Source organism: Flavobacterium ginsengiterrae, from assembly GCF_039539785.1.
Classification (GTDB): domain Bacteria; phylum Bacteroidota; class Bacteroidia; order Flavobacteriales; family Flavobacteriaceae; genus Flavobacterium; species Flavobacterium ginsengiterrae.
This window is the reverse complement of the sequence record NZ_BAABDU010000004.1, coordinates 628764-650435: the sequence shown is the minus strand read 5'-3', so window position 1 is coordinate 650435 and position 21672 is coordinate 628764. Positions and strand designations below refer to the sequence as shown.

Annotated in this window: 21 protein-coding genes; 6 read left to right on the top strand and 15 right to left on the bottom strand. The window is 33.5% G+C overall.

Features of this window, described 5'->3' with window-relative positions:
* Positions 1 to 68: 68 nt before the first annotated feature.
* On the top strand, positions 69 to 512 hold the full coding sequence (locus tag ABD859_RS13335) for a hypothetical protein (RefSeq protein WP_345145050.1): 444 nt from the start codon (positions 69 to 71) through the stop codon (positions 510 to 512).
* Between the two features lie 64 nt (positions 513 to 576).
* Here ABD859_RS13335 and ABD859_RS13330 read toward each other — a convergent pair whose 3' ends face one another.
* From ABD859_RS13330 to ABD859_RS13265, 14 genes are all read right to left on the bottom strand, one after another.
* Positions 577 to 2430, bottom strand: a complete 1854-nt coding sequence (locus ABD859_RS13330) for a M61 family metallopeptidase (RefSeq protein WP_345145048.1) — start codon at positions 2428 to 2430, stop codon at positions 577 to 579.
* Between the two features lie 101 nt (positions 2431 to 2531).
* Positions 2532 to 2810, bottom strand: coding sequence for a DUF2805 domain-containing protein (locus ABD859_RS13325; protein WP_345145046.1), 279 nt, complete (start codon positions 2808 to 2810; stop codon positions 2532 to 2534).
* Positions 2811 to 2923: 113 nt separating this feature from the next.
* A complete protein-coding gene (locus ABD859_RS13320; RefSeq protein WP_345145045.1) occupies positions 2924 to 3760 on the bottom strand; it encodes a sterol desaturase family protein in 837 nt (278 codons plus the stop codon).
* 120 nt (positions 3761 to 3880) lie between these two features.
* Positions 3881 to 4588 carry an aquaporin Z gene (gene aqpZ, locus ABD859_RS13315; protein WP_345145043.1) on the bottom strand — a complete coding sequence of 236 codons (708 nt, stop codon included), beginning with the start codon at positions 4586 to 4588 and terminating at the stop codon, positions 3881 to 3883.
* 33 nt (positions 4589 to 4621) lie between these two features.
* Positions 4622 to 4978 carry a DoxX family protein gene (locus tag ABD859_RS13310; protein ID WP_345145041.1) on the bottom strand — a complete coding sequence of 119 codons (357 nt, stop codon included), beginning with the start codon at positions 4976 to 4978 and terminating at the stop codon, positions 4622 to 4624.
* Between the two features lie 88 nt (positions 4979 to 5066).
* Positions 5067 to 5963 carry an EamA family transporter gene (locus ABD859_RS13305; protein WP_345145039.1) on the bottom strand — a complete coding sequence of 299 codons (897 nt, stop codon included), beginning with the start codon at positions 5961 to 5963 and terminating at the stop codon, positions 5067 to 5069.
* A 204-nt stretch (positions 5964 to 6167) separates the two neighbouring features.
* Entirely contained in the window at positions 6168 to 7286 is a 1119-nt protein-coding gene (locus ABD859_RS13300) for a peptidylprolyl isomerase (protein ID WP_345145037.1), read from the bottom strand.
* Between the two features lie 42 nt (positions 7287 to 7328).
* The gene (locus ABD859_RS13295) at positions 7329 to 8402 is read right to left on the bottom strand and encodes a peptidylprolyl isomerase (RefSeq protein WP_345145035.1); all 1074 of its coding nucleotides are present in this window, start codon (positions 8400 to 8402) and stop codon (positions 7329 to 7331) included.
* Positions 8403 to 8418: 16 nt separating this feature from the next.
* Positions 8419 to 9087 (bottom strand): gliding motility-associated peptidyl-prolyl isomerase GldI, encoded by a 669-nt coding sequence (gene gldI / locus ABD859_RS13290; protein ID WP_345145033.1) that lies wholly within the window; start codon positions 9085 to 9087, stop codon positions 8419 to 8421.
* A 7-nt stretch (positions 9088 to 9094) separates the two neighbouring features.
* Positions 9095 to 10099 (bottom strand): DHH family phosphoesterase, encoded by a 1005-nt coding sequence (locus ABD859_RS13285; protein WP_345145031.1) that lies wholly within the window; start codon positions 10097 to 10099, stop codon positions 9095 to 9097.
* A gap of 114 nt (positions 10100 to 10213) precedes the next feature.
* Entirely contained in the window at positions 10214 to 11470 is a 1257-nt protein-coding gene (locus ABD859_RS13280) for a voltage-gated chloride channel family protein (RefSeq protein ID WP_345145553.1), read from the bottom strand.
* A 138-nt stretch (positions 11471 to 11608) separates the two neighbouring features.
* Positions 11609 to 11992 (bottom strand): RidA family protein, encoded by a 384-nt coding sequence (locus tag ABD859_RS13275; RefSeq protein WP_012024438.1) that lies wholly within the window; start codon positions 11990 to 11992, stop codon positions 11609 to 11611.
* A gap of 155 nt (positions 11993 to 12147) precedes the next feature.
* The gene (locus tag ABD859_RS13270; protein WP_345145029.1) at positions 12148 to 12453 is read right to left on the bottom strand and encodes a chaperone modulator CbpM; all 306 of its coding nucleotides are present in this window, start codon (positions 12451 to 12453) and stop codon (positions 12148 to 12150) included.
* Positions 12446 to 13366 carry a DnaJ C-terminal domain-containing protein gene (locus ABD859_RS13265; protein ID WP_345145027.1) on the bottom strand — a complete coding sequence of 307 codons (921 nt, stop codon included), beginning with the start codon at positions 13364 to 13366 and terminating at the stop codon, positions 12446 to 12448. The genes ABD859_RS13270 and ABD859_RS13265 overlap by 8 nt, the downstream gene beginning before the upstream one ends.
* 284 nt (positions 13367 to 13650) lie before the next feature.
* Here ABD859_RS13265 and ABD859_RS13260 point away from each other — a divergent pair, with 284 nt between their 5' ends.
* Positions 13651 to 14358 carry a hypothetical protein gene (locus tag ABD859_RS13260; protein WP_345145025.1) on the top strand — a complete coding sequence of 236 codons (708 nt, stop codon included), beginning with the start codon at positions 13651 to 13653 and terminating at the stop codon, positions 14356 to 14358.
* Positions 14359 to 14524: 166 nt separating this feature from the next.
* Here the strand turns inward: ABD859_RS13260 and ABD859_RS13255 are convergent, their stop codons facing one another.
* The gene (locus tag ABD859_RS13255; protein WP_345145023.1) at positions 14525 to 15052 is read right to left on the bottom strand and encodes a hypothetical protein; all 528 of its coding nucleotides are present in this window, start codon (positions 15050 to 15052) and stop codon (positions 14525 to 14527) included.
* 283 nt (positions 15053 to 15335) lie between these two features.
* Between ABD859_RS13255 and guaA the strand changes: the two genes are divergently transcribed.
* The 4 genes from guaA to ABD859_RS13235 all read left to right on the top strand — a co-directional run bounded on the left by guaA (position 15336) and on the right by ABD859_RS13235 (position 21544).
* The gene (guaA, locus tag ABD859_RS13250; RefSeq protein WP_345145022.1) at positions 15336 to 16865 is read left to right on the top strand and encodes a glutamine-hydrolyzing GMP synthase; all 1530 of its coding nucleotides are present in this window, start codon (positions 15336 to 15338) and stop codon (positions 16863 to 16865) included.
* A 193-nt stretch (positions 16866 to 17058) separates the two neighbouring features.
* On the top strand, positions 17059 to 18963 hold the full coding sequence (locus ABD859_RS13245) for a lytic transglycosylase (RefSeq protein WP_345145020.1): 1905 nt from the start codon (positions 17059 to 17061) through the stop codon (positions 18961 to 18963).
* Between the two features lie 95 nt (positions 18964 to 19058).
* On the top strand, positions 19059 to 21143 hold the full coding sequence (locus ABD859_RS13240) for a LysM peptidoglycan-binding domain-containing protein (protein WP_345145019.1): 2085 nt from the start codon (positions 19059 to 19061) through the stop codon (positions 21141 to 21143).
* The gene (locus ABD859_RS13235) at positions 21143 to 21544 is read left to right on the top strand and encodes an OsmC family protein (RefSeq protein WP_345145017.1); all 402 of its coding nucleotides are present in this window, start codon (positions 21143 to 21145) and stop codon (positions 21542 to 21544) included. Before ABD859_RS13240 ends, ABD859_RS13235 begins: the two co-directional genes overlap by 1 nt.
* The last annotated feature ends 128 nt before the right edge of the window (positions 21545 to 21672 follow it).

The following is a 21672-nucleotide window of genomic DNA, read 5'->3' as shown; positions in this document are numbered from 1 at the left end:
TTGTGTAATTCGTGAAATTCGTGGCGAAAAAAAAGCGAAATTTGCATTCTAAATAAAGAAAACGAAACATGAAAATAAATTTAAAATCAGGAATTGATAAACTGCTTTTTGGAATGAAGCAGAATGATGTAACAGCCGTTTTAGGGAAACCTGATAAAAACTATAAAGATGAAGATGATAATGTTATTTTTGTTTACAATGCATTAAAAGCAAGATTAACTTTTTATCAGGAAGAAGATCTTAAATTAGGATATATTGTAGCTTCAAGCAGTAATTTAGAAGTTTTTGGATTTAAATTAATTGGAAGAAATATTGCTGATGTTAAAAAGGATTTTGCAGCAAAAGGCATTACAAAATACAATCAGGAAACATTTGATACTTTCGAAAATTATTTTAACGAAGATAATTGGTTTATCCTGCAGACTGAATTTGATGAGGTTGTAAAATTCGAAATTGGAGCAATCATCAACAATAAAGATGAATTTGACTGGAAATTTCCAGTAAAGAAATAAGCGTTAAGCCTAATAAAAAAAACCGACAATCACGTGTCGGTTTTTTTATTAAACGTTGAAAAGATTATCCTTTCAACCATGCATTTTTAAGTTTTTCTTTTGAAGCATCAGTTGCTTTAAAAGTTTCTGTTTCTTCGTATGGTAATTTTACAGTTCCTTTTATTGTTTCTTCTTTACCGCCGCGTTTTACTTTTAAAGTAATTGGATCGTTTTCTTTCCAGTTTTCACTTTCGGTAATTAAGTCGTAGATGTTTTCTAAAGAATACGCTTTGTTATTTATCGCTAAAATTTTATCGCCGCCTTTTAAGTTTAGATTTTTGAAAAATCCGTTTGGCTCAATATCAGCACGAACAGTAATTTCTTTTGTCTGCTTATCAATTGTAATATATGGCGTTTGTCCTTTTAAGAAAATAGGAGCCGCTTTTTTCTCGCTTGCTTTTGTAACGCCAACTTTTGCTAAATAAACATCATAAGGAATTGGTGTAGTTCCTTTTACATATTTGTTTAAAAACTCACCTACTTCAGGATACGTTAATGAAGTAATTTTTGCAAAAAGCTCATCATCGTTAAATGGTTTATTTACTCCGTATTCTTCAGAAAGTTTGTGCATTAAGTCAAGAATTCCTCTTTCTCCGTTGCTTTTTTCTCTAATAATAATGTCAATACACATTCCAATTAAAGCACCTTTTTGATATACATTTAAGTATTGATCTTTATATGGTTGCTCTAAAACATTTTTACTCATTACAGTAAATGACATAGTATCATCTAAGCTTTTTGCCTGCTCGATTTTATCAGCAATACGAGTGTAAAATTCTGCTTCATCAATTAATCCCTGATTGATTTGGAAAAGATTGGCAAAATATTCAGTTACACCTTCGTACATCCATAAATGCTCAGACATTTGAGGTGCATTATAGTCAAAATACTGGATTTCTTTTGAGTGAATTGTTAATGGCGTTACAATATGAAAAAACTCATGAGAAACTACATCTTTCATAGATTCAACCAGTTTTTCTTTTGGCATAGTTTCAGGAAGTACAACTGTTGTCGCTGTTGGGTGCTCTAAAGCTCCAAAACCGTGTGCATCGTCTTTTGCCATACTTGACAGGTACAATAAAACAGTGTATTTTTTAGTAGAATTTACTTTTCCTAAAAAGTTTTTCTGCGCTGTCATCATTGTTTTCATTTCCGGAGTAATACTTTCTGCCGTAAATTTTCCTGTTGGAGAATAAACAGCAATTAAAATATCCATTCCGTTAACGTTAAATGTTGTATAATCAGGTTTAGAATACATAATTGGGTTTTCTACCAAAACAGCATAACGAGGTGTTGTAAAAACATCGCTTGTTTTGCTTGCATCTTCGTCTGTCATTGAAGTAGCGCCCCAAAGTGTTTCAGGATGCGTAATGGTAACTTTGTACGGAGTTTCTAAATAATCTTTAAAATAACCTACAAAACCATGTGTATTTACCATGAAATTTACACCTGCATTAATGTTTGTTCCCGCTGGAGAAAAAACATCATCGTTGCCAAATCCGGTTCCTTTTTCAGTATCGAAAGTATCGTTAACCAGATATGTGATTTTTGTTAGAGCTTTTGCATTAGAAATAGACCATGAATTGTCGTCAAGTCTTTTTACCGTTAAAGGATTTCCTTTAACATCATAGGCTTTAAAATCCTCAGAATATTTTCCGTAGTTATCTGTAGAATATGTTCCGGGAACAGTTTTTGGAATGCTGTAAACGATTTCATCAGTTTTAATTTTTGGCGGTGTTACCGTTACTAAAACTTTATCGTCTTTTACATCAACCAAATTAATGTTGACTCCTACAACATTACTTCCGGCAGAAGTACTACCTGTTTTACAGCTCCAAAGTGTTACGGCAAGAGCTAAGGTGTAAAGTATTTTTTTCATTTGTCTATGTTTAGTTATGTGTATTTGACTTAAAAAATGTTTAATTGTTACAATGAATTTTAAATTATAAAAAAAACTCCCGAAAACAGGAGTTTTAAATCTTAGTCAAACTTATTTTTTATATAATATTTTCCGTCCAGATCTTCGTCAAAATCATCAATTTTAACCGGTTTTGGTTTTGGTTTATTTGCAATAGCCTTCTTTTTCCACATCTCAAATTTTTCAAGAGGCATTTTCTTCTTCATGATTTCAAGAACTTCTTTTTCTGATAATCCAAATTCTTTTTTTATGATTTCAAATGGATTTCTTTCTTCTAAGGCTAACGAAACAAGTTTTTCCGTTTGTTCCCAATTCAATTCTTTGCGGTTACTCTTTTTCATCTCGTGAAAATTAATTCAAAATAGAGGGTTAATGATTAATAGATTGATTTTCATTTTATATATCAATATTAATAAAAAAAATAATTAGTTGTTTCGCTCAGGTATATTTTTTTTTATTGATTTTTAGCGTTTTTAAAAGACCTCGATTTTTGAAACGGAATTTGCAGTAAATTTTTCAATTGATTGTTTTCTTCGCGTTTCATGTGCGTATCGACGCCGTAGATTAGCTGCTCTTTTGGCAAAGTAGTAAATGTGCCGAAAAGTCGGTCCCAAACCGAAAATATATTGCCATAATTGCTGTCTGTATAAGGCAGCACATAATGATGATGAACCTTATGCATATTGGGAGAAACAATAAAATAGCTTAAAAAAACATCTAATTTCTCCGGAAGCGAAATATTAGCATGATTAAACTGCGATGCCACAACAGAAAGCGACTGGTACAGAAAAACCATCCACATAGGACTTCCCACGATTAAAACGCCAAGTGTTGTAAAGGCAAAACGAATAACACTTTCGCCCGGATGATGTCTGTTTGCTGTTGTGGTGTCAATCCAGGTATCGGTATGATGAATAAGATGAAAACGCCACAAAAACTTTACTTTATGTTCTATTAAATGTACAAGATAAGCGCCTATTAAATCTAGTAAAAGCAAACCAATAATAGTATAAAGCCATAAAGGTATTTCTGGAAGCCAGTGCAATAATCCAAAATTATTTTCTGTTGTCCAGGCAGCTGTTTTTATTAAAATAAAAGCCAAAATAAAGTTTACGATTATAGTGGTAATAGTAAAGAAAATATTGATTCCTGCATGGTGCCATTTTTTATACTGCATTTGAAAAAGTGGAAACGTATTTTCAATAAGCCAAAATAATGTAATACCGCCAACTAAAATTAAGCTTCGGTGAGAAGAGGGAATGGTGCTGAAATAAGAAATAATATCGTTCATAACAAATTGAGATTTGAGTTAGAATGAATTTTTCTTTTTCGATTTTATCTAAAGAAAAAGAGAAAACCAAGTATAAATATATTTGATTTTCTCTTTCAATTTTCAATTGTAATATTTTTTTTAAGCTTCTGCGTGATTTTGAAGCAGTGATTTATAAATAAATCCACCCACAATTGCACCTAAAATAGGAGCGGCCCAGAACAGCCAAACCTGAGAAAGTGGTTCTCCGCCTGCAAAAACAGCCTGAGATAAAGATCTCGCAGGATTTACAGATGTATTAGTAATAGGAATACTGATTAAGTGAATTAAAGTTAGTCCTAAACCAATTACAATACCACAGAAACTTGTATTTGCAAATTTATCAGTGGCTCCTAAAATTATCAATAAGAAAAATAGTGTAAGTACAAATTCAGCAATAAATGCCGCCGGCAGAGAATAACCATCAGGAGAAAAAGCGCCATAACCATTTGAGGCAAAAGCACCAGCTTGTGTATTATTAATAGCGTTTCCTGCTTTTCCTGTCCAGATTATAAATAAAGTCCCCGCAGCCGCAATTGCTCCAATACATTGTGAAATAATGTAAGGGATAAGATCTTTTGCAGGAAATCTTCCGCCTGCCCATAAACCAAACGAAACCGCAGGATTAAAATGCCCGCCAGAAATGTGACCTACAGCATAAGCCATTGTTAAAACCGTTAAACCAAAAGCTAAAGCAACTCCGGCAAATCCAATTCCTAAATTAGGATATCCTGCCGCAAAAATGGCGCTGCCACAACCTCCAAACACCAGCCAATAAGTTCCGAAGAACTCTGCAAACAATTTTTTCATAATAAAATAATTTTAGATTAATAGATTTGATTCTTATAGGGTATACTGAAATGCCCATACAATCAAAACTAATTGTAAAGGCAAACGTACAAATAAAATCCATTTTGGTAAGCCAAAACTTACATTTTTATTTTGAAACATGAATAAATTTGCAGGAAATACAGCAACTAGCAATGCAATGATTCCCCACGCAGCAAAATGGCTTGTAGGAGAGAATAATAGGAGTATGCCCAGAATTATTTCGGCAGCTCCACTAATAGTGTTTAATAATTTAGGATTTTTAAAAAACGGCGGAATAATTTTAATATACATTTTCGGTTTGCGAAAATGATTAATACCAGCAAGTATATAAAGTACCGCCATTACATATAAATGCCATGGTAAATTCATGATATTGAGTTGTTTATGTCGAAATTATAAAAAAAATTAACACTTATTACATTACAAGGCAGTTTTTTTTAATTGGGCGTAAAAAATCTTAAATTTTGCGTTTAAAATTGACATTCATAATAATGATAGCCAGAATGATTAAAATAATTCCAATCCATTGTGTCAGGATTACTTTTTCATTCAAAAGAACAAATGCCATCATTACGGAAACAGGAAGTTCCAGAGCCGAAACAATACTTCCTAATCCAATTCCGGTTAACGGGAAACCTAAATTCATAAGGATAGGAGGAATTATAGTTCCAAATAAAGAAAGAATGATTCCCCATTTTAAGAAAATTTCCAGGTTAAAAGGAGTAACCTGCGTAAAAAATCCAAATGTAAATACGATAACAGATCCGCCTAAAAGCATAAATAAACTTCTTTGTGCAGGAGAAATTTCTGTAGCAACACTATTAGCAGTAAACATTGTAGTTGTAAAAGAAGCTGCAGCCAAAACTCCCCACATAATACCGCGCCAGTCCAGTACAATATCATTTTTAAGAAGATTTGTTGCCAGAACAGTTCCAAAAAGAACAATAAATACAGCAATTACTTTTTGTTTAGAAGGCAGTTTTTTTTCAAGAATCATTTCAAGTAGAACTCCCATCCAAACTGTCTGCATTAATAAAACTATACCAATTGATACCGGAATATATTTTACAGCCAGATAATAAAACAAACTCGTCATACCTAAAGAAGTTCCGGCAAGCATTAAACTGAAAATGTTTTTTGGAGTAGCTTTTACAACTTTGTCTTTATTTTTTAACTTTTGAAAACCGTTTATAATCAAAACGCCAAGAATTCCAAGTACAAATTGAGAGGTTGTAACTTCGGCAGTTGTATATCCTTCTGAATAGGCCATTTTTACGAAAGTGGCTAACATTCCGTAAGTTGTAGCTCCTAAAGCAACTAAAAATACTCCTTTTAATACGTTATTTTGTGACATTTTGATTATTTGTTTTAAAAAATTCAAGCCGGCAAAGGTAAGTTATTTTATTTAGGAATTAATAGAAAATATACGCAAACGTTATCATTGTGCCTATTTGGAATACTCTATTTAATTAAAATTTGAAGATATGGCAGAATTGAGAAAATAAAAAAGCCGTCAAGATTTTCATCTGACGGCTTTTAAAATATTTTAAGGAAATGATTATTTCACTGGCTGATTTTGATAAGTTTCAATTTCGAAAATCAAAGTAGCATTTGGTGGAATCACACCTCCGGCACCTTTTTCTCCATAAGCTAAATTAGAAGGCAGGAAGAAAATAGCTTTTTCTCCGTCTGTCATCATGTCCAGAGCCTCAATAAAACCAGGAATCATACCGTCTTTTTTACCTACTGTAAAAGGAAAAGCTTTATAACCGCCTTGTGCATCTCTGTTTGGATCGTATTTTCCATAAGTTTTTGCTACTTCGGCAATACTGCTGTCAAAAAGAGTTCCGTCTTCAAAATAACCAGCGTAGTGGAAAAAGATATTAGAACCTTCAGCACCTTTAACGCCAGTTCCTTTTTTTGTAATTACATATTTTAAATTTGATGCTGTTGTAGTTGCTTTTGCTTTTGTTGCTGCAAAATAAGCCGCTTTTGCTGCTACTACTTTTTTAGCTTCTTCTTTTTTAGCTGCCTCTTTTTTTACGTCATCACTTAAAACTTTTAAAGCGTCGAATTTCTTTGCAGCATCTCCCTTACGAGTTATTACAATTTTTGTCATTACATCATCCTGAACAATTTTGTTTACATTGTCCATTCCAGAAACTACATGACCAAAAATAGTATGTTTTCCGTTTAACCACGGAGTATCTTTATGAGTGATAAAAAACTGGCTTCCGTTTGTTGCCGGACCAGAATTTGCCATGGCTAAAACACCGCCATTTTCGAATTTTAAATCATCTACAAATTCATCTTTAAAAGAATATCCCGGACCTCCAGAACCATTTCCGTCAGGATCTCCTCCCTGAATCATGAAATCATTAATAACTCTGTGAAATTTTAAACCGTTGTAAAATGGTTTTCCTTTAAGAGATGCTTTTACATTAGGATTTGTACCTTCTGCTAAAGTAATAAAGTTTGCTACTGTTACAGGAGCTTTTACATATTCAAGTGATAATACAATATCACCTTTTGTTGTAGAAATTGTTGCAAAAATACCATCGTTTGGGTTTGCGGCAGCAACCGTTTTTGCAGGCGCTGCTTTTGCAGCAGGTTTTTTAGTTTGTGCCTGAATGTTTACTACAGCCAGACAAAATAAAAATAGAAATTTAAATTTCATTGTATCTAGAATTTAAGTCTATACTAATTACGAATAATTAATTTATGGTTTCTCTAATAATTGAACTTCAAAAATAATATTTGCATTTGGCGGAATAACTCCTCCTGCACCAGTTTCTCCGTAAGCTAAATGTGATGGGATGAAAAGAACTGCTTTGTCTCCAAAAGAAAGTTTTTCGATACCTTCAATGAATCCTGGAATTAAACCGTCTTTACGACCTGCCTGAAACGGAATTGGCTGATAACCTTTTGCTTCAGCTCTAGCGGCGTCAAATTTTCCAAATGCTTTATTGATATCTTCAATACTTGAATCAAATAATGTTCCATCTTCAAGGAAACCTGCGTAATGAATATAAACCTGAGTTCCTGTTGCCGGTTTTTTACCAGAACCTTTTTCAGTAATCACATATTCTAAACCGCTTGTAGTTTTTACAGCTTTTGGTTTTATTGAAGCATAATAATCTACTTTTTCTTTTTGAACTCCTGCAAATTTGCTTTTTTCTTTAGCAGCTTCCGCAAAATAATCATGGAATACTTTTACAGCATCAAATTTTTTAGCAGCTTCACCATTTCTGATAATGTTTATCGAAACAATTGTGTCGCCCTGAACTACTTTGTTTACAACATCTTGTCCTTTTTGGTCAACAACATGTCCAAAAATAGTGTGTTTATTGTCTAACCAAGGTGTATCAACATGGGTAATAAAAAACTGGCTGCTGTTTGTTCCCGGACCATTATTTGCCATGGCTAAAATACCTGCTTTGTCAAATTTTAAATCTGAGAATTCATCTTTAAATTTATATCCTGCATCTCCAGAACCTGTTCCTTCCGGGTCACCAGACTGGATCATGAAATTTTCAATTACTCTGTGAAATTTTAATCCGTTGTAAAAAGGTTTTCCTTTTAAATAATCTTTAGTTACAAATTCGTTTTTACCTTCGGCTAATGTTACAAAGTTAGCAACCGTTACAGGTGCTTTTTTATAATCTAATTCAACAATAACGTGTCCTTTATTGGTTTCTATATCAGCGTATAAACCATCCGGCAGATTGCTGTGTTCGTCTTTGCAAGAATAAAATGAGCTAACGGCTAATAACAATAAAAAAATCTTCTTCATTTTTTAAACGTTTTTTTTATGGGTTTAATGTGTCTTTTTTAGTTTGAGCTGCAGGTTTTGTAACAGCTGGTTTTACTGCTGCTGGCTTAGTTGTCTGCGATGTTGCTGTTGTTGGAGTGGCAGCAGCTGCACTTTGCGGATCCGGAACAAAATTTCGTAAAGTAACCGTACAGATTAAAGATTGGTTTGGGCCAATTTTTTTGTTGTCTCCATGATATCCGTATGCCATGTGTGATGGAAAAAGGAAAGTAACGGTTTCATTTTTTTTCATGTATTTAATTCCGTCTCGTAATCCCATCATGATGTCTTGTTTGTCTACATAATAAGTCTGCGGACCAAGATCGGCCTCAGAATAAATCACTTTGCCTTCAATATCTTTTATTTCTAAATTAAAATAAGCAATATCTCCTTTGTGCGGTGTTGCGGTTTCGGTAGTACTTTTTTCATCATAACTAAACCAGTATCCTTTTTTTGTAGCATAATATTTTACTTTAGGATTGCTTTTGATGATCTTCTTGATTACATCTTCTTCGCTGGCTACTAATTTTTTGTTTCTGTCGGCTGATTTTTTCATAAAAGTACCCGAAGCTCTTGAAATTGGTCTTCGTGCTTCTTCATGATGCTTACAGCCTGCCAATACAACTGCAAAAAGCAGTGCGTAAATGCTGATTTTTAAGTAGTTCATATTGGTTTTATAATTTTAGTTTAGTTACTAAATCTTCAAACTTTTTAACGGTTTCTTCCATTGAAACTTCAGATCTTCCGCCGGCTGCATTTATATGTCCGCCGCCATTAAAATGGTCGCGTGCAAACTGATTAACATCAAATCCTCCTTGTGAACGGAAAGAAATTTTAATTATTTTTTCGTCTCTATTTTCGATAAAGATAGCTGTAAAATTAATGCCGCGTATGCTTAATCCATAATTAACAATTCCTTCTGTATCGCCTTTTACATAATTAAAAGAGTCTAATTCTTCCTGTGTCAAAGTCATGTACGAAGTTTTGTGCTCTTCAAAGATTTTCATGTTTTGTAACGCACGGCCTAATAACTGCAAACGGCTGAATGAACTGTTATCGTATAACAAAACCGGAATTTGAGTATTCTCGACTCCTAAATCAATTAATTCAGCAATAATTCGGTGAGTGTTTCCTGTAGTTCCCGGAAAGCGGAACGAACCAGAATCAGTTAAAATTCCTGTATAAATACAAGTTGCGATGTTTTTATCAATATCTTCTTTTTTGTTCAGGAAAGTGATAAAGTTGTAAACCATTTCGCAAGTCGAACCGTATGAAGGATCAGAATACATATAGGCTGCATAATCATGCGGTTTTTCATGATGATCGATCATGATATAAGGAACCGTTAATCTCGCTAACGTATGTTCCATTTCACCTGTTCTGTGAAAAGCGTTAAAGTCGAGTGTGAAAATAAGCTCAGCTTCTTCTAATATTTTTGTGCAGTTTTCTGTGTCTTTTTCAAAGATTTTTACGGTTTCAGAACCCGGAAGCCAAGCCAGAAAATCCGGAAAATCATTGGGCGCAATCACAGTTGGCTGATGATTGTTTTTTAATAAAAAATGGTATAAAGCTAAGGTAGAACCCATAGCGTCGCCATCTGGTCCTCTGTGCGGAATTATTACGATTTTCTTTGGAGCTGCAAGCAATAATTGAATCGCCTGAATATCTTGTATTTTCATAGTGTGCGAATTTACATTTTTTTAATGTAATGCTGAAAATAATTTTAGTTTTCAGTCTCAGTCACAGTAATCGATTCAATTTTAGAATTTAGAATTCAAAAAACGTAATTTATTTTACAAATTTTGAAGTTCTTTTTTCTGAAACTTTTGATACAATTTATATTTCGCACCTTTTACAATCTGAGATTTGTAAATACCAACAGAACCCGATGAGAAATAAGCAATTACACATCCTAAAGCAATGAAAATTCCAGGCTGAAGTCCAAATAATTCCAGTCCCATAATGGTGCAGGCGATAGGAGTGTGAGTCGCTCCTGAGAATACGGATACAAAGCCAACTCCTGCCAAAAGAGCAATTGGCATTGGAATAAATAATGATAAAGCACTTCCCAGGGTCGCGCCAACGAAGAATAATGGAGTTACTTCGCCACCTTTGAAACCGGCACCTAAAGTAAATCCGGTAAACAATATTTTAAGCAGAAAATCGTACCATTCGCTTGGGGTTGAAAATGATTCTACAATAACAGGAACACCAAGTCCAGAGAATTTAGTAAATCCCAGACCTGCAATGGCAATAGCTAAAATAACACCGCCAATAACAGGACGAAGAGGTGGATATTTAATATTTTTTGAGAAAAGCGAACCCCAAAAATGAGTGCTTCTCGAAAATAATAATGCGGCAAATCCAGATAAAAGCCCAATTAATATGGTATAAAATAGGGTATTGAAGCTTATTTCGGGTACAACCGGAATGCTGTAATGAGTATGTTTTATTTCCCAAAATTCTACTGTAAAATAAGCAGCGTAAGCAACGAGAAATGAAAGTGCAATACTTTTAAAATTGATTTTGCTGAAATACAAAACTTCTAAAGCAAAAATGGCTCCGGCCAAAGGTGTGCCAAAAACTGAAGCAAAACCAGCGCTGATTCCAAGAATAATAAGAATTCTGCGTTCTGAATTGTCTAGTTTAAAAATATTGGTAAATTGGTCTGCAATTGCGCCTCCCATTTGTACTGCGGTGCCTTCGCGTCCGGCAGAACCACCAAATAAATGGGTTAAAAGAGTTCCTAAGAGCACCAACGGTGCCATTTTAAACGGAATTGTTTTTTTGGGTTCCTGATATTCTTCAAGCAGTAAATTATTGCCTTTTAGAACAGATTCTCCCCAGTAATAATAACTAAGTCCAACTAAAAAACCTCCAAAAGGCAAAAGCCAGATAATCCAGTCGTGCTGTATTCTAAACTGTGTTACCCATTCTAAAGAAACAAGAAAAAAAGCAGATGCAGATCCTGAAAATATGCCGATTAAAGCACAAATGAAAACCCATTTCAAGATTTCGAGAAGTAATTGTTTTAGATTCTGGGAAGCCATTAAGGTTTGGTAAAATAGTTTTGCCACGAATTTCACTAATTTTCACGAATTAAAAGAGAAAAAAATCATTTAAATCCTTTTAATCAGCGGTAAATCAAAAATAGTTAATTTAATTAGTGAAATTCGAGGCTAAAAAAACTACTGAACAACAGCAGTAAATTCTATTTCTACTAAATATTCCGGAGCAACTAATTTGCTGATTTCATAAAAACCTGTTGTTGGTTTTACATCTTTAAAGAAAGCCGAATGTGCTCTGGCAACTTCTTCAAAAGTGTCTACATTTGTAGTAAAAATGCGGGTTCTGATTACATCTTTAATACCAACATTTAAATCCTGAAGTACTTTTTCAACGCGTTCGATTATATTGTACGTCTGAGCATAAGCATCATCGGCTTTTACTTTATCGCCGTCAACAATTGCTACAGTGCCCGAAACTTCGATAATATTGCCAATTCTTACAGCGCGGCAGTATCCCATTTTGTCTTCCCACGGCGATCCTGTTAAGATATTTTCTCTTTTCATTTTTAGTGTTTTTTGAATTGTTCTTTTAAAAAACAATCCTGGTTAATTAATGCGCTGCAATTTATGAAATAAGCTTGGCAAAATATATTTTACTGAATTGAAATCACGTTGAAAATCTTTCTTTTTTGTGATATTTTATAAATGAAATTTAGAGATTACTCGGTTTGGTTTTCTTCGTAAATTCGAAGTTTGTTTTGTGTATTTGTCAAATTTTGCTGTAAAGCTTCTATTTTTTGCAATAAATGATAAATAGCGTCAATACCTTCCAGATTAATATTGAGATCGTAATGCATGCGAATCATTTTTTCAATTGAAGGCAGTTGTTCCGGCTGCAGGTATTCGTCATTTTCTTCAATAATAATTTCAACTAAACCATAATTGTTAAGTTCTTTTATGAAGGTGTTTTCAATTTCATGATAGACACAAAATTGTGTTATTTGAATTAAATTTTTATTACTCATGATTTCTTAGTTTAGATAATTCGGCAAACAATTCTTTTTCCTTTTCAGATAATTTCGTTGGAATTTTTAGATTGTAGGTTACGTACAGATCTCCAAACTGATTGTCTTTTTTGTAAACAGGAAACCCTTTTCCTTTTAATTTTACTTTTGTTCCGGTTTGAGTTTCGGCAGGAACTTTAATTTTTACTTTTCCATCAAAAGTTTTAATATTGATTTCACCACCCAAAATTGCTGTATAAATATCCAGATCGACATTTGAGTATAGATTGTTGCCTTCTCGTTTAAAATCAGAATTGTTTTCGATTATAAAAGTGATGTACAAATCTCCGTTTGGTCCGCCGTTTGCACCGGCACCGCCATGTCCCGGAATTTTTATGACCTGTCCGTTTTCAACTCCGGCCGGAATTGTAATTCGGATATTTTTGCCATTTACGGTTAAGCTCTGTTTGTGAGTAGTATAGGCAGAAGCGAGATCTAACTGAAGTTCAGCATTAAAATCCTGTCCTCTGTATTTCGACTGGCGTCGGCCGCTTCCCGAACCATACATCGAATTGAAAAAATCTGAAAAATCACTTCCGGAGAAATCTCCTCCGCCAAAACCAGAAAAATCGCCTCCAGAGTATTGAGAACTGCTTTGCCTGCTTTGCTGCTGATTTGGATCGTAGCCTGCTTTTTCAAATTCGTCGGCATGTTTCCAGTCTTTTCCGTATTTATCATATTTTTTACGATTTTCAGGATTGCTCAAAACTTCGTTAGCCTCGTTAATTTCCTTAAACTTTTTTTCGGCCTCTTTATCATTGGGGTTTAAATCAGGGTGGTACTTTCGGGCCAGTTTTCGGTATGCTTTTTTAATTTCGGCTTCAGTAGCTGATTTTGTAACGTCTAATGTTTTATAGTAGTCAATATAATCCATCTTTTTTGAAATTTAAGATAAAATAAATTTAAGTATTGAAGTTAATAATAAGTTGTTAACTATCAAAGTGGTGAAGTCTATTTTAGCAGAAATTTATTACTCAAAAAATCAAAACCCTATATTAAGACCCTATATTTTTGGCAGGTTTTTTGATTCCAAAAATTAGCCTAATATATTGTTATAATAGTCTTAAAGTTGCCGAGCCAAACTTATTTATGTTATTTTTGTGAAGCTAGCTTGATTACTATAAAAATTTTTTAAGCCGATTCGATAATCTATTTTCAATGAAGCACATTTTATTTTTCATATTATTTTTTGCCGCTGTTAGTGTATCAGCGCAAGAATTTGGTACAAAATACAAGCCTATTCCTGCACCAAAGTTTAGCACCAAAAAAAAGACTCCAATTCCGCAGGTTAAAGACCCGCAGGCAGAAACTGCGGATATTCCGGGCATAAAAACCCCAAACGTTTTTGATAATACATCGATAACTCCAAAATCGCAATTTCAAATTGGTGAAGAGAAAAGTAAATTTTCTATGTATCAGCAAAATGACTTTGCGAATCCGGGCGATCAATATATCGATAAAATGGAGAAAGACGTAAACAAAGCCTTGAAAGACGCTGGTTTACGAGAAGGCAGAGGAACATTGGTTAAGAAAAATATTTCTCTTGGAGATTTTAAAACCAAATCTGAATATTTTATTGTAAAGTTCCGAGACTTTGGCGCTATCGATGGTGATATGGTAAAAGTTTCATCTAACGATGCTGTAATCGCAAGTCAGATTTTATTAGATGCAAACTTTAAACAAGTAAAAATAAATCTGGCGCAAGGATTTAATAAATTAGATTTTGAAGCACTCAATATTGGTACTTTAGGAGGAAATACAGCCGAAATTCAGGTTTTTGACGATAAAGGCCAATTAGTAACAAATGATTATTGGGACAATCTTGCAGCTGGATTTAAAGCTTCTATTATTGTTACAAAAGAATGATTTTTTAAAGTTTCTAAGTTGCTAAGCTTTTGAGTTTTTCTTAAAATAACAAACCCGACAGGTTTTAAAAAACTGTCGGGTTTACTTTTAGAGGTATTGAGAAACATATAAATTCAGTAACTGAGAGCCTTAGAATCTCAGTATTTTAGTAACTAATCTCAGCATCTTAGAAAGGATCTGCAGTAACCTTAAACTTCATATCTGCTTTAACCGTAACATCTTTCGTCAAGGTTTCTTTAAGAGTAACTTTGGTTCTTATTTTATAGCTGTCTGCTTTAATATATTGATCTAATCTGGCATCAGTACAAATTAAATCAATTGAATTGTTTGATGTATTAATATCATCCAGATAAGCCAATTCTATTTCATCAGAATTTGTAGTAGATATATATAAGTGTATCGATTTTAAAAATGTAAAAGTTTTATCTGAAGGATCAGAGATAGATAATTTCAAAGATCTGATTTTGACATCTTTTACTAAATTGGCTTTTGTTTTGTTGTTTTCAAATTCAGCCGATGAATTAGTGGTAACATCCGGCGTGATAATTTCCGAAGGCAGATTAATAGGCGAAGTACTTTTTATTTTAATCGAAGCATTGTTCGAAATAGTAAACGTTAGCAAATCATCAACAGCATCACAAGAAGTTAAAAATACTGACAAACAAAGCGTCAGGGCAATAAGTTTTGATTTCATAGTTGTTTTTAGTTACAAAGGTTCAAAGTTACAAAGGAACAGAGTAAAATTAAACTTTGATTTTTAGGGTTAATTAAAATTGTTTTCCCTAATTACGAAGTTTTTTGGAAAAGGGTTTTCTTTTTTAGTCGCAAAGTTCCAAAGGTTCAAAGCGACAGAGTTTTTTAAAACCTTTGAGCCTTTGTTACTCAGTACCTTTGAACCTAAAAATCGTAAATAGAAAAAAAATATTTTTTTTCTATTTACGATTTTTCAATTTCGAATATAAAAAGTATTTTTGCGCATGCAACACAACGTACTTATTTTAGATTTCGGATCGCAATATACACAGCTTATTGCGCGTAGAGTTCGCGAATTAAATATATTCTGCGAAATTTTTCCTTACAATCACATTCCAAGTGATTTATCAAGTTATAAAGCCGTAATTTTAGGAGGAAGCCCTTTCTCTGTTCGTGGAGAAGACGCACCGCATCCTGATTTATCACAAATTAGAGGTAAAATGCCTTTACTTGCTGTTTGTTACGGGGCACAATATTTAGCACACTTTAGTGGTGGAGAAGTTGCTGCTTCAAACACAAGAGAATACGGTAGAGCAAATCTTTCATATATTAAAGAAGGAGAAACTTTCTTTGACGGCGTTTCAGAAAACAGTCAGGTTTGGATGTCTCACAGTGACAGTATCAAAGCTTTACCGACAAATGCTGTAAAATTAGCAAGTACACATGATGTAGAATATGCTGCTTACAAAATTGAAGGCGAAACTACTTATGCAATTCAATACCATCCAGAAGTTTACCATTCAACAGACGGAAAAAAGATGTTGGAGAATTTCTTAGTAAAAATTGCTGAAGTTCCTCAAAACTTTACTCCAAATGCTTTCGTTGACGAAATGGTAGCAGAATTAAAAGAAAAACTAGGAAACGATAAAGTGGTTCTTGGTCTTTCTGGAGGAGTAGACTCTACTGTTGCGGCAGTTTTATTAAACAAAGCAATCGGACAAAATTTATATTGCATCTTCGTAAACAACGGACTTTTACGTAAAAACGAATTCCAAAGTGTATTAGACCAATACAAAGGAATGGGATTAAACGTAAAAGGTGTAGATGCCGGAGATCGTTTTCTTGGTGAATTAGCCGGAATCAGCGATCCTGAAACAAAACGTAAAACTATCGGACGTGTATTTATCGAAGTATTTGATGATGAATCACACCTTTTAGAAGACGTTAAATGGTTGGCACAAGGAACAATTTACCCAGACGTAATTGAATCTGTTTCGGTAAAAGGACCTTCAGCAACTATTAAATCACACCACAATGTTGGTGGATTGCCAGATTATATGAAATTGAAAATTGTAGAACCGCTTAGAATGCTTTTCAAAGATGAAGTAAGACGAGTAGGAGCTACATTAGGAATAGATCCTGAATTATTAGGAAGACACCCTTTCCCAGGACCAGGATTATCAATCAGAATTTTAGGAGATATTACGCCAGAGAAAGTTAGAATTTTACAAGATGTAGATTCTGTATTTATCGAAGGATTAAAATCTTGGGGATTATACGATAAAGTTTGGCAGGCTGGAGCAATTTTGCTTCCTGTAAATAGTGTTGGTGTAATGGGTGATGAGCGTACTTACGAAAAAGTAGTAGCGCTTAGAGCAGTAGAATCTACAGATGGTATGACTGCTGACTGGGTTCACTTACCTTACGATTTCTTAATGAAAGTATCTAACGATATTATCAATAAGGTAAAAGGTGTGAATCGTGTAGTTTACGATATTAGTTCAAAACCACCTGCAACAATTGAGTGGGAATAAAAATATTATTGCTTATAAATTGTAAAAAATGCTCACTTTTGTGGGCATTTTTTTTGGTTGAAAATGAGGTAAAACTATATTTTTTAACTGAACTATTTAGTGTTCTAAGTTGTAACAAACTTTGAAGTAATAATAGTATCATTTTTAAAATTAAGTTACATTTGTAAAGCCCAATTTTTATAACCTACTATTTATGAGAGAACTTTTAACGATTTCTCTTGTGTTTGTTTTGTCTTTTAACAAAATATCTGCACAAGATTCAATAATTGAACATAAAATTCAAAAAGGAGAAACCGCTTATTTCATTGCCCAAAAATATAAGGTTTCTGTAGATGAGATTTACAAACTCAATCCCGAATCGCAAAATGGAATCAAAGACAATCAAATTATTAAGATTCCGCTTCACCAGTCAGAAAATACAAATCTGAAGCAGCAAACCCATATTGTTGCACCAAAAGAAACATTATTTGGTTTGTCTAAACAATATCATGTTTCGGTAGAAGCGCTTCACAATGCCAATCAGGAAATGCTGGCCGGCGGACTTCAAATTGGGCAGGAGTTAGTAATTCCTCAAAATTCAGACAATGAAACTAAATCAGAAATTGGGGTTTCATCAAAAGTAACACATTTGGTTGCTGCAAAAGAATCGTTGTTCAGCATTGCAAGACAATACAATGTTTCGGTTCAGGATTTAGAAAATCAAAATAAAGATATTTTGGTGAACGGTTTGCAGATTGGTCAGACGATTTCGATTCCGAACAAAAGAAAAACTTTAGATGGAAGAGTTCGTGTAATTAATCAGGAAACCGTTTTTCATATTGTAGAACCCAAAGAAACTAAGTTTTCAATTTCAAAAAAATACGGAATATCAATCGATCAGTTAGAATCTCAAAATCCTGAAATTGTAAACGGATTAATTGTTGGAAATAAATTAGCCATTAATACAAAAGAAATAAAACCGGCAAATGAAAGCGAAGAACTAATGCTGGCTCTTGCCGAAAAACAAGTTGTTGTTGAAAAAACAAAAGCGAAAACAGTTGAAATCGAAGATTTAAAGGACAGACTTGTTGTTCAAAAAGAAATGAATCAGAAAATTATAAAGATTAATGATCTGAAAGTCAATCTTAATGATATGAATGGTTCTAAAGAAAACTCGGTTGAAAAACTGCGTTTGGTTTTGGAAGCTAATAAAAATGTTCAGGATGTTTTAATGGCAAAGTTAGATTCATTGGTTAATACAATGAACAGCGATTTGAAAGAATTAAAAAGAATGGATATTTTAAATGTCGATGAATCTAAACGTCTAGAAAAACTTTCATATGAAAGTATAGGAAAAACAAACGATTTATCGTCTCAGCTTAAAAAAGAACTGGCAGAAAACAGAAAAGCCTATGCCGGATTAATGAATAAGGTTGAGAAAATTGCAGTTGAAGAAAATCAGGAATACAAGAAGAAAATCCGCGAAAGCGAAAAAAACAATAATACAAGTTCGTTACAGCAGCGACTTTCAATAGAAGAAATAAAACGTTATAAAATAGACCAGGAAAAAGCAGATGCGCAAAATCAGCGTTTAATTGCAAAAATCGATTCATTAGATACTCAAAAACAAATTGAGGTAAAACGCCACATTAGCAAAGCCTCTTATTATAGTATAGAAGCTCGAAAATTTGACGACAAACTCGCTTTGGTTAAACTAAAAAAATACCAGAATGAAGCGGTTAAAAAATCAAACAGTACAGAAACTTCAAAAGCGCTTTCTGTTGAAGAAATGCGACGTGAACTGAAAGACAATCCTTTAAAGAATGAAAAAAACATTAAGATTGAAGTTTATGATAATCTTAAAGAAGTTTCGAACGGCTATTACTTAGTTTTAGGTATATTTACAGACGCAGTTCCAAGAGATAAGCTAATTATGCAACTTATTGATTCTGGTAATTTTAATGCCAGTTTCTTCTTTAATGTAAACAGTCTTTCTTATTATGTGTATGCAGATAAGTTTCAAAATATGGAAGAAGTTCTATATCAGTGCAAGAAAAAAGAAGAAGATGAGTTATATAAGAACATCATTATTACAAAGTTAGAAATTGATCTTCGATAGTAATAAAAAGATTAACAAAAATGGCGTGAATCTTGTATGAAGGAAATTAGTATCTTGTTTTTGAATTAAAAATTAAAATTGTTTTAAGCTTTATTATGAAATATTTTTCGACATTATTATTCTTTGTATTTTTTGTAACCAGCTCTGCATTTTCGCAGGGTAAAGTAATTAAATATACCGTTTCGAGCGGCGAAACGATTAATCAGATTGCCCAAAAATTCAAAGTTACCCCTTACGATATTTATGAATTAAATCCCGATGCAAGAAGCGGGGTAAAGCCAAATACTGTTTTATTGATTCCGGCTGCGAATAAAAATTCGGATAAAAAAGAAACAGCTGAGGCAAAACCGACAGGTAATTCAAAAGAGATTATTCACGAAGTACAGCCAAAAGAAACTTTTTACAGTATTGAAAAAAAATATGGCATTTCTGATGAAGCCTTAAAAGCGGCAAACCCAACTCTTGAAAAAACCGGAGTGCAGATTGGTCAGAAACTTGTAATTCCGGCAAAAGGTTCTGCTCCTAAAAATACAGTTGCAGCTGAGAAAAAACCGAAAGAAAAAGGACCGGAAAAATATGTTTTTCATGAAGTTCAGCCAAAAGAAACAAAGTATTCTATTGCAAAACAATACAATACAACGGTTGAAGATTTAGAAAAAAGAAACCCTGAAATTGTTTCAAGCTTACCAGTTGGGTACAAAGTAACAATTAAAGGAACAGCTCCAAAAACAGAAACAGCTTCGGCTGCAAAAACCGAAGAACCTAAAAAAACAGCTGAATCTAAAAAAGCAGTTTCTTATATGGAATATCAGGTAAAACCAAAAGAAACTTTTTATAGTTTAGGAAGGGTTTTTCACTTAACTCAGGATGAATTAGTTGCTTTAAATCCGTCACTTTCAGAAGGAGTAAAAGAAGGAATGGTTCTTAAAGTTCCTGCCGGATATGTGGCTCCGGCACCAATTGTACCTCAGTCTCAGCCTGTAGAAAAAACAACGCAGGTTATTGCCGAAAAACCAGCTGAAAACACAGGAAGCGGGATAAAAATTGTAGATAGAGTAAAATCTGAAACCGTTTCTGCAGATCCTGAAATTGTTGAATTAACGAAGAAAAGAGGCCAAAACGACCGTAAAAAAGTTGTTTTACTGCTTCCGTTTAATTTAGCAAAACTGCAAAGTGATACAACTGGAATGGCTTCACGTTTAAAAACGGATAAGTTCTTAAACATGACACTTGATTTTTATTCTGGAGCTATGATGGCAATCGATTCGGCAAAAACATTAAAACTGCCAATTGATGTTTCGATTTACGATTCGCAGGAAACAAAAACAACCTCAAATGTGGCGTCTTTAATTTCGCAAAACAAATTGCAGGAAGCAGATGCTGTGGTAGGGCCGTTTTATCAAAATAATGCTGAATCTACGGCAAATTCACTTCGTTTGTACAATGTTCCGGTTATTTCGCCATTATCAAAAGATGCAGCGAATCCTATTGATAATTTATATCAGTCTATACCTTCAAATGATGTAGTGAGAAATGCCATTTTTGATTACATGAGAGCTAAAAACGGAAATATTGTTGCTGTTGTAGATAAGAAAAAAGAATCGGTTATTAACTATATTAAACAAAATCAAAAAGGAGTTGTTTTTGCCGGTTTAACTGAAACCGGAGGTTTAGACGCCGCTAATTTAAAAAGCTTGTTACTGCCAACGCGCATGAATTATGTGGTTATGGAAACCGGAAATACGGCAATGGTAAAAGCAACAATAAAAGCCTTGATTGATTCTCAAAAAAGCTGTCAGGTACAATTAGTAATTTTAGAACCTAACAGTACTCTTGATACTGACGAAATTAATTTTGATAACTTAGTACAGTTAAAATTAATGTATCCTTCTGTAACGCGCGACAGCGACGAGCAGGGAGCGTCAATCTTTAAAAAAGAGTACAAGTTAAAAAACAAAGCATATCCTAATACTTATGCAACAAGAGGTTTTGATGTAACTTTTGATACTATGATGCGTTTGGTACAAGGCAAAACATTTCAGGAAACAGCTGATTTGATGACAACGCAGCAGGTTGACAACAAATTTCAATACTATAAAAAAGAAGATGGCGGACACGCTAACAAAGGTGTCTACATTTTATATTACGATTCAGACTTAACTTTAAAAGCAGCAAATTAATGACATCAAAAGTAACATACTTAGGCGATTTAAGAACAAAATCAATTCATATACAATCAGGAAGCGAAATCATTTCAGATGCACCTCTTGATAACAACGGAAAAGGTGAAGCTTTTTCTCCAACAGATACTGTTGCAAATGCTTTAGCAAGCTGTATGATGACTATTATGGGAATTAAAGCCCGTGATATGGAAATTGATTTTACAGGTTCTACTGCAGAAGTAACTAAAATTATGAATGCAGAGCCACGAAGAATTGGCGCTATTGAAATTGTTTTTAATATGAAAAGCAATGCCGACGAAAAAAGCCGAACTATTTTAGAACGCGCCGCAATGACTTGTCCGGTATTTTTGAGCCTGAGTTCAGAAATCGAGAAAAATATTACGTTTAACTGGAGTTAAATAGTAAAAAAAGCCATTCATGATTGAATGGCTTTTTTTATCACATATTTAGTTTGATATTGGTAAATATTAACAAAATATTCATATCAAATAATGGAGAAAAAGTAACAAATTCGATTATCTTTGTA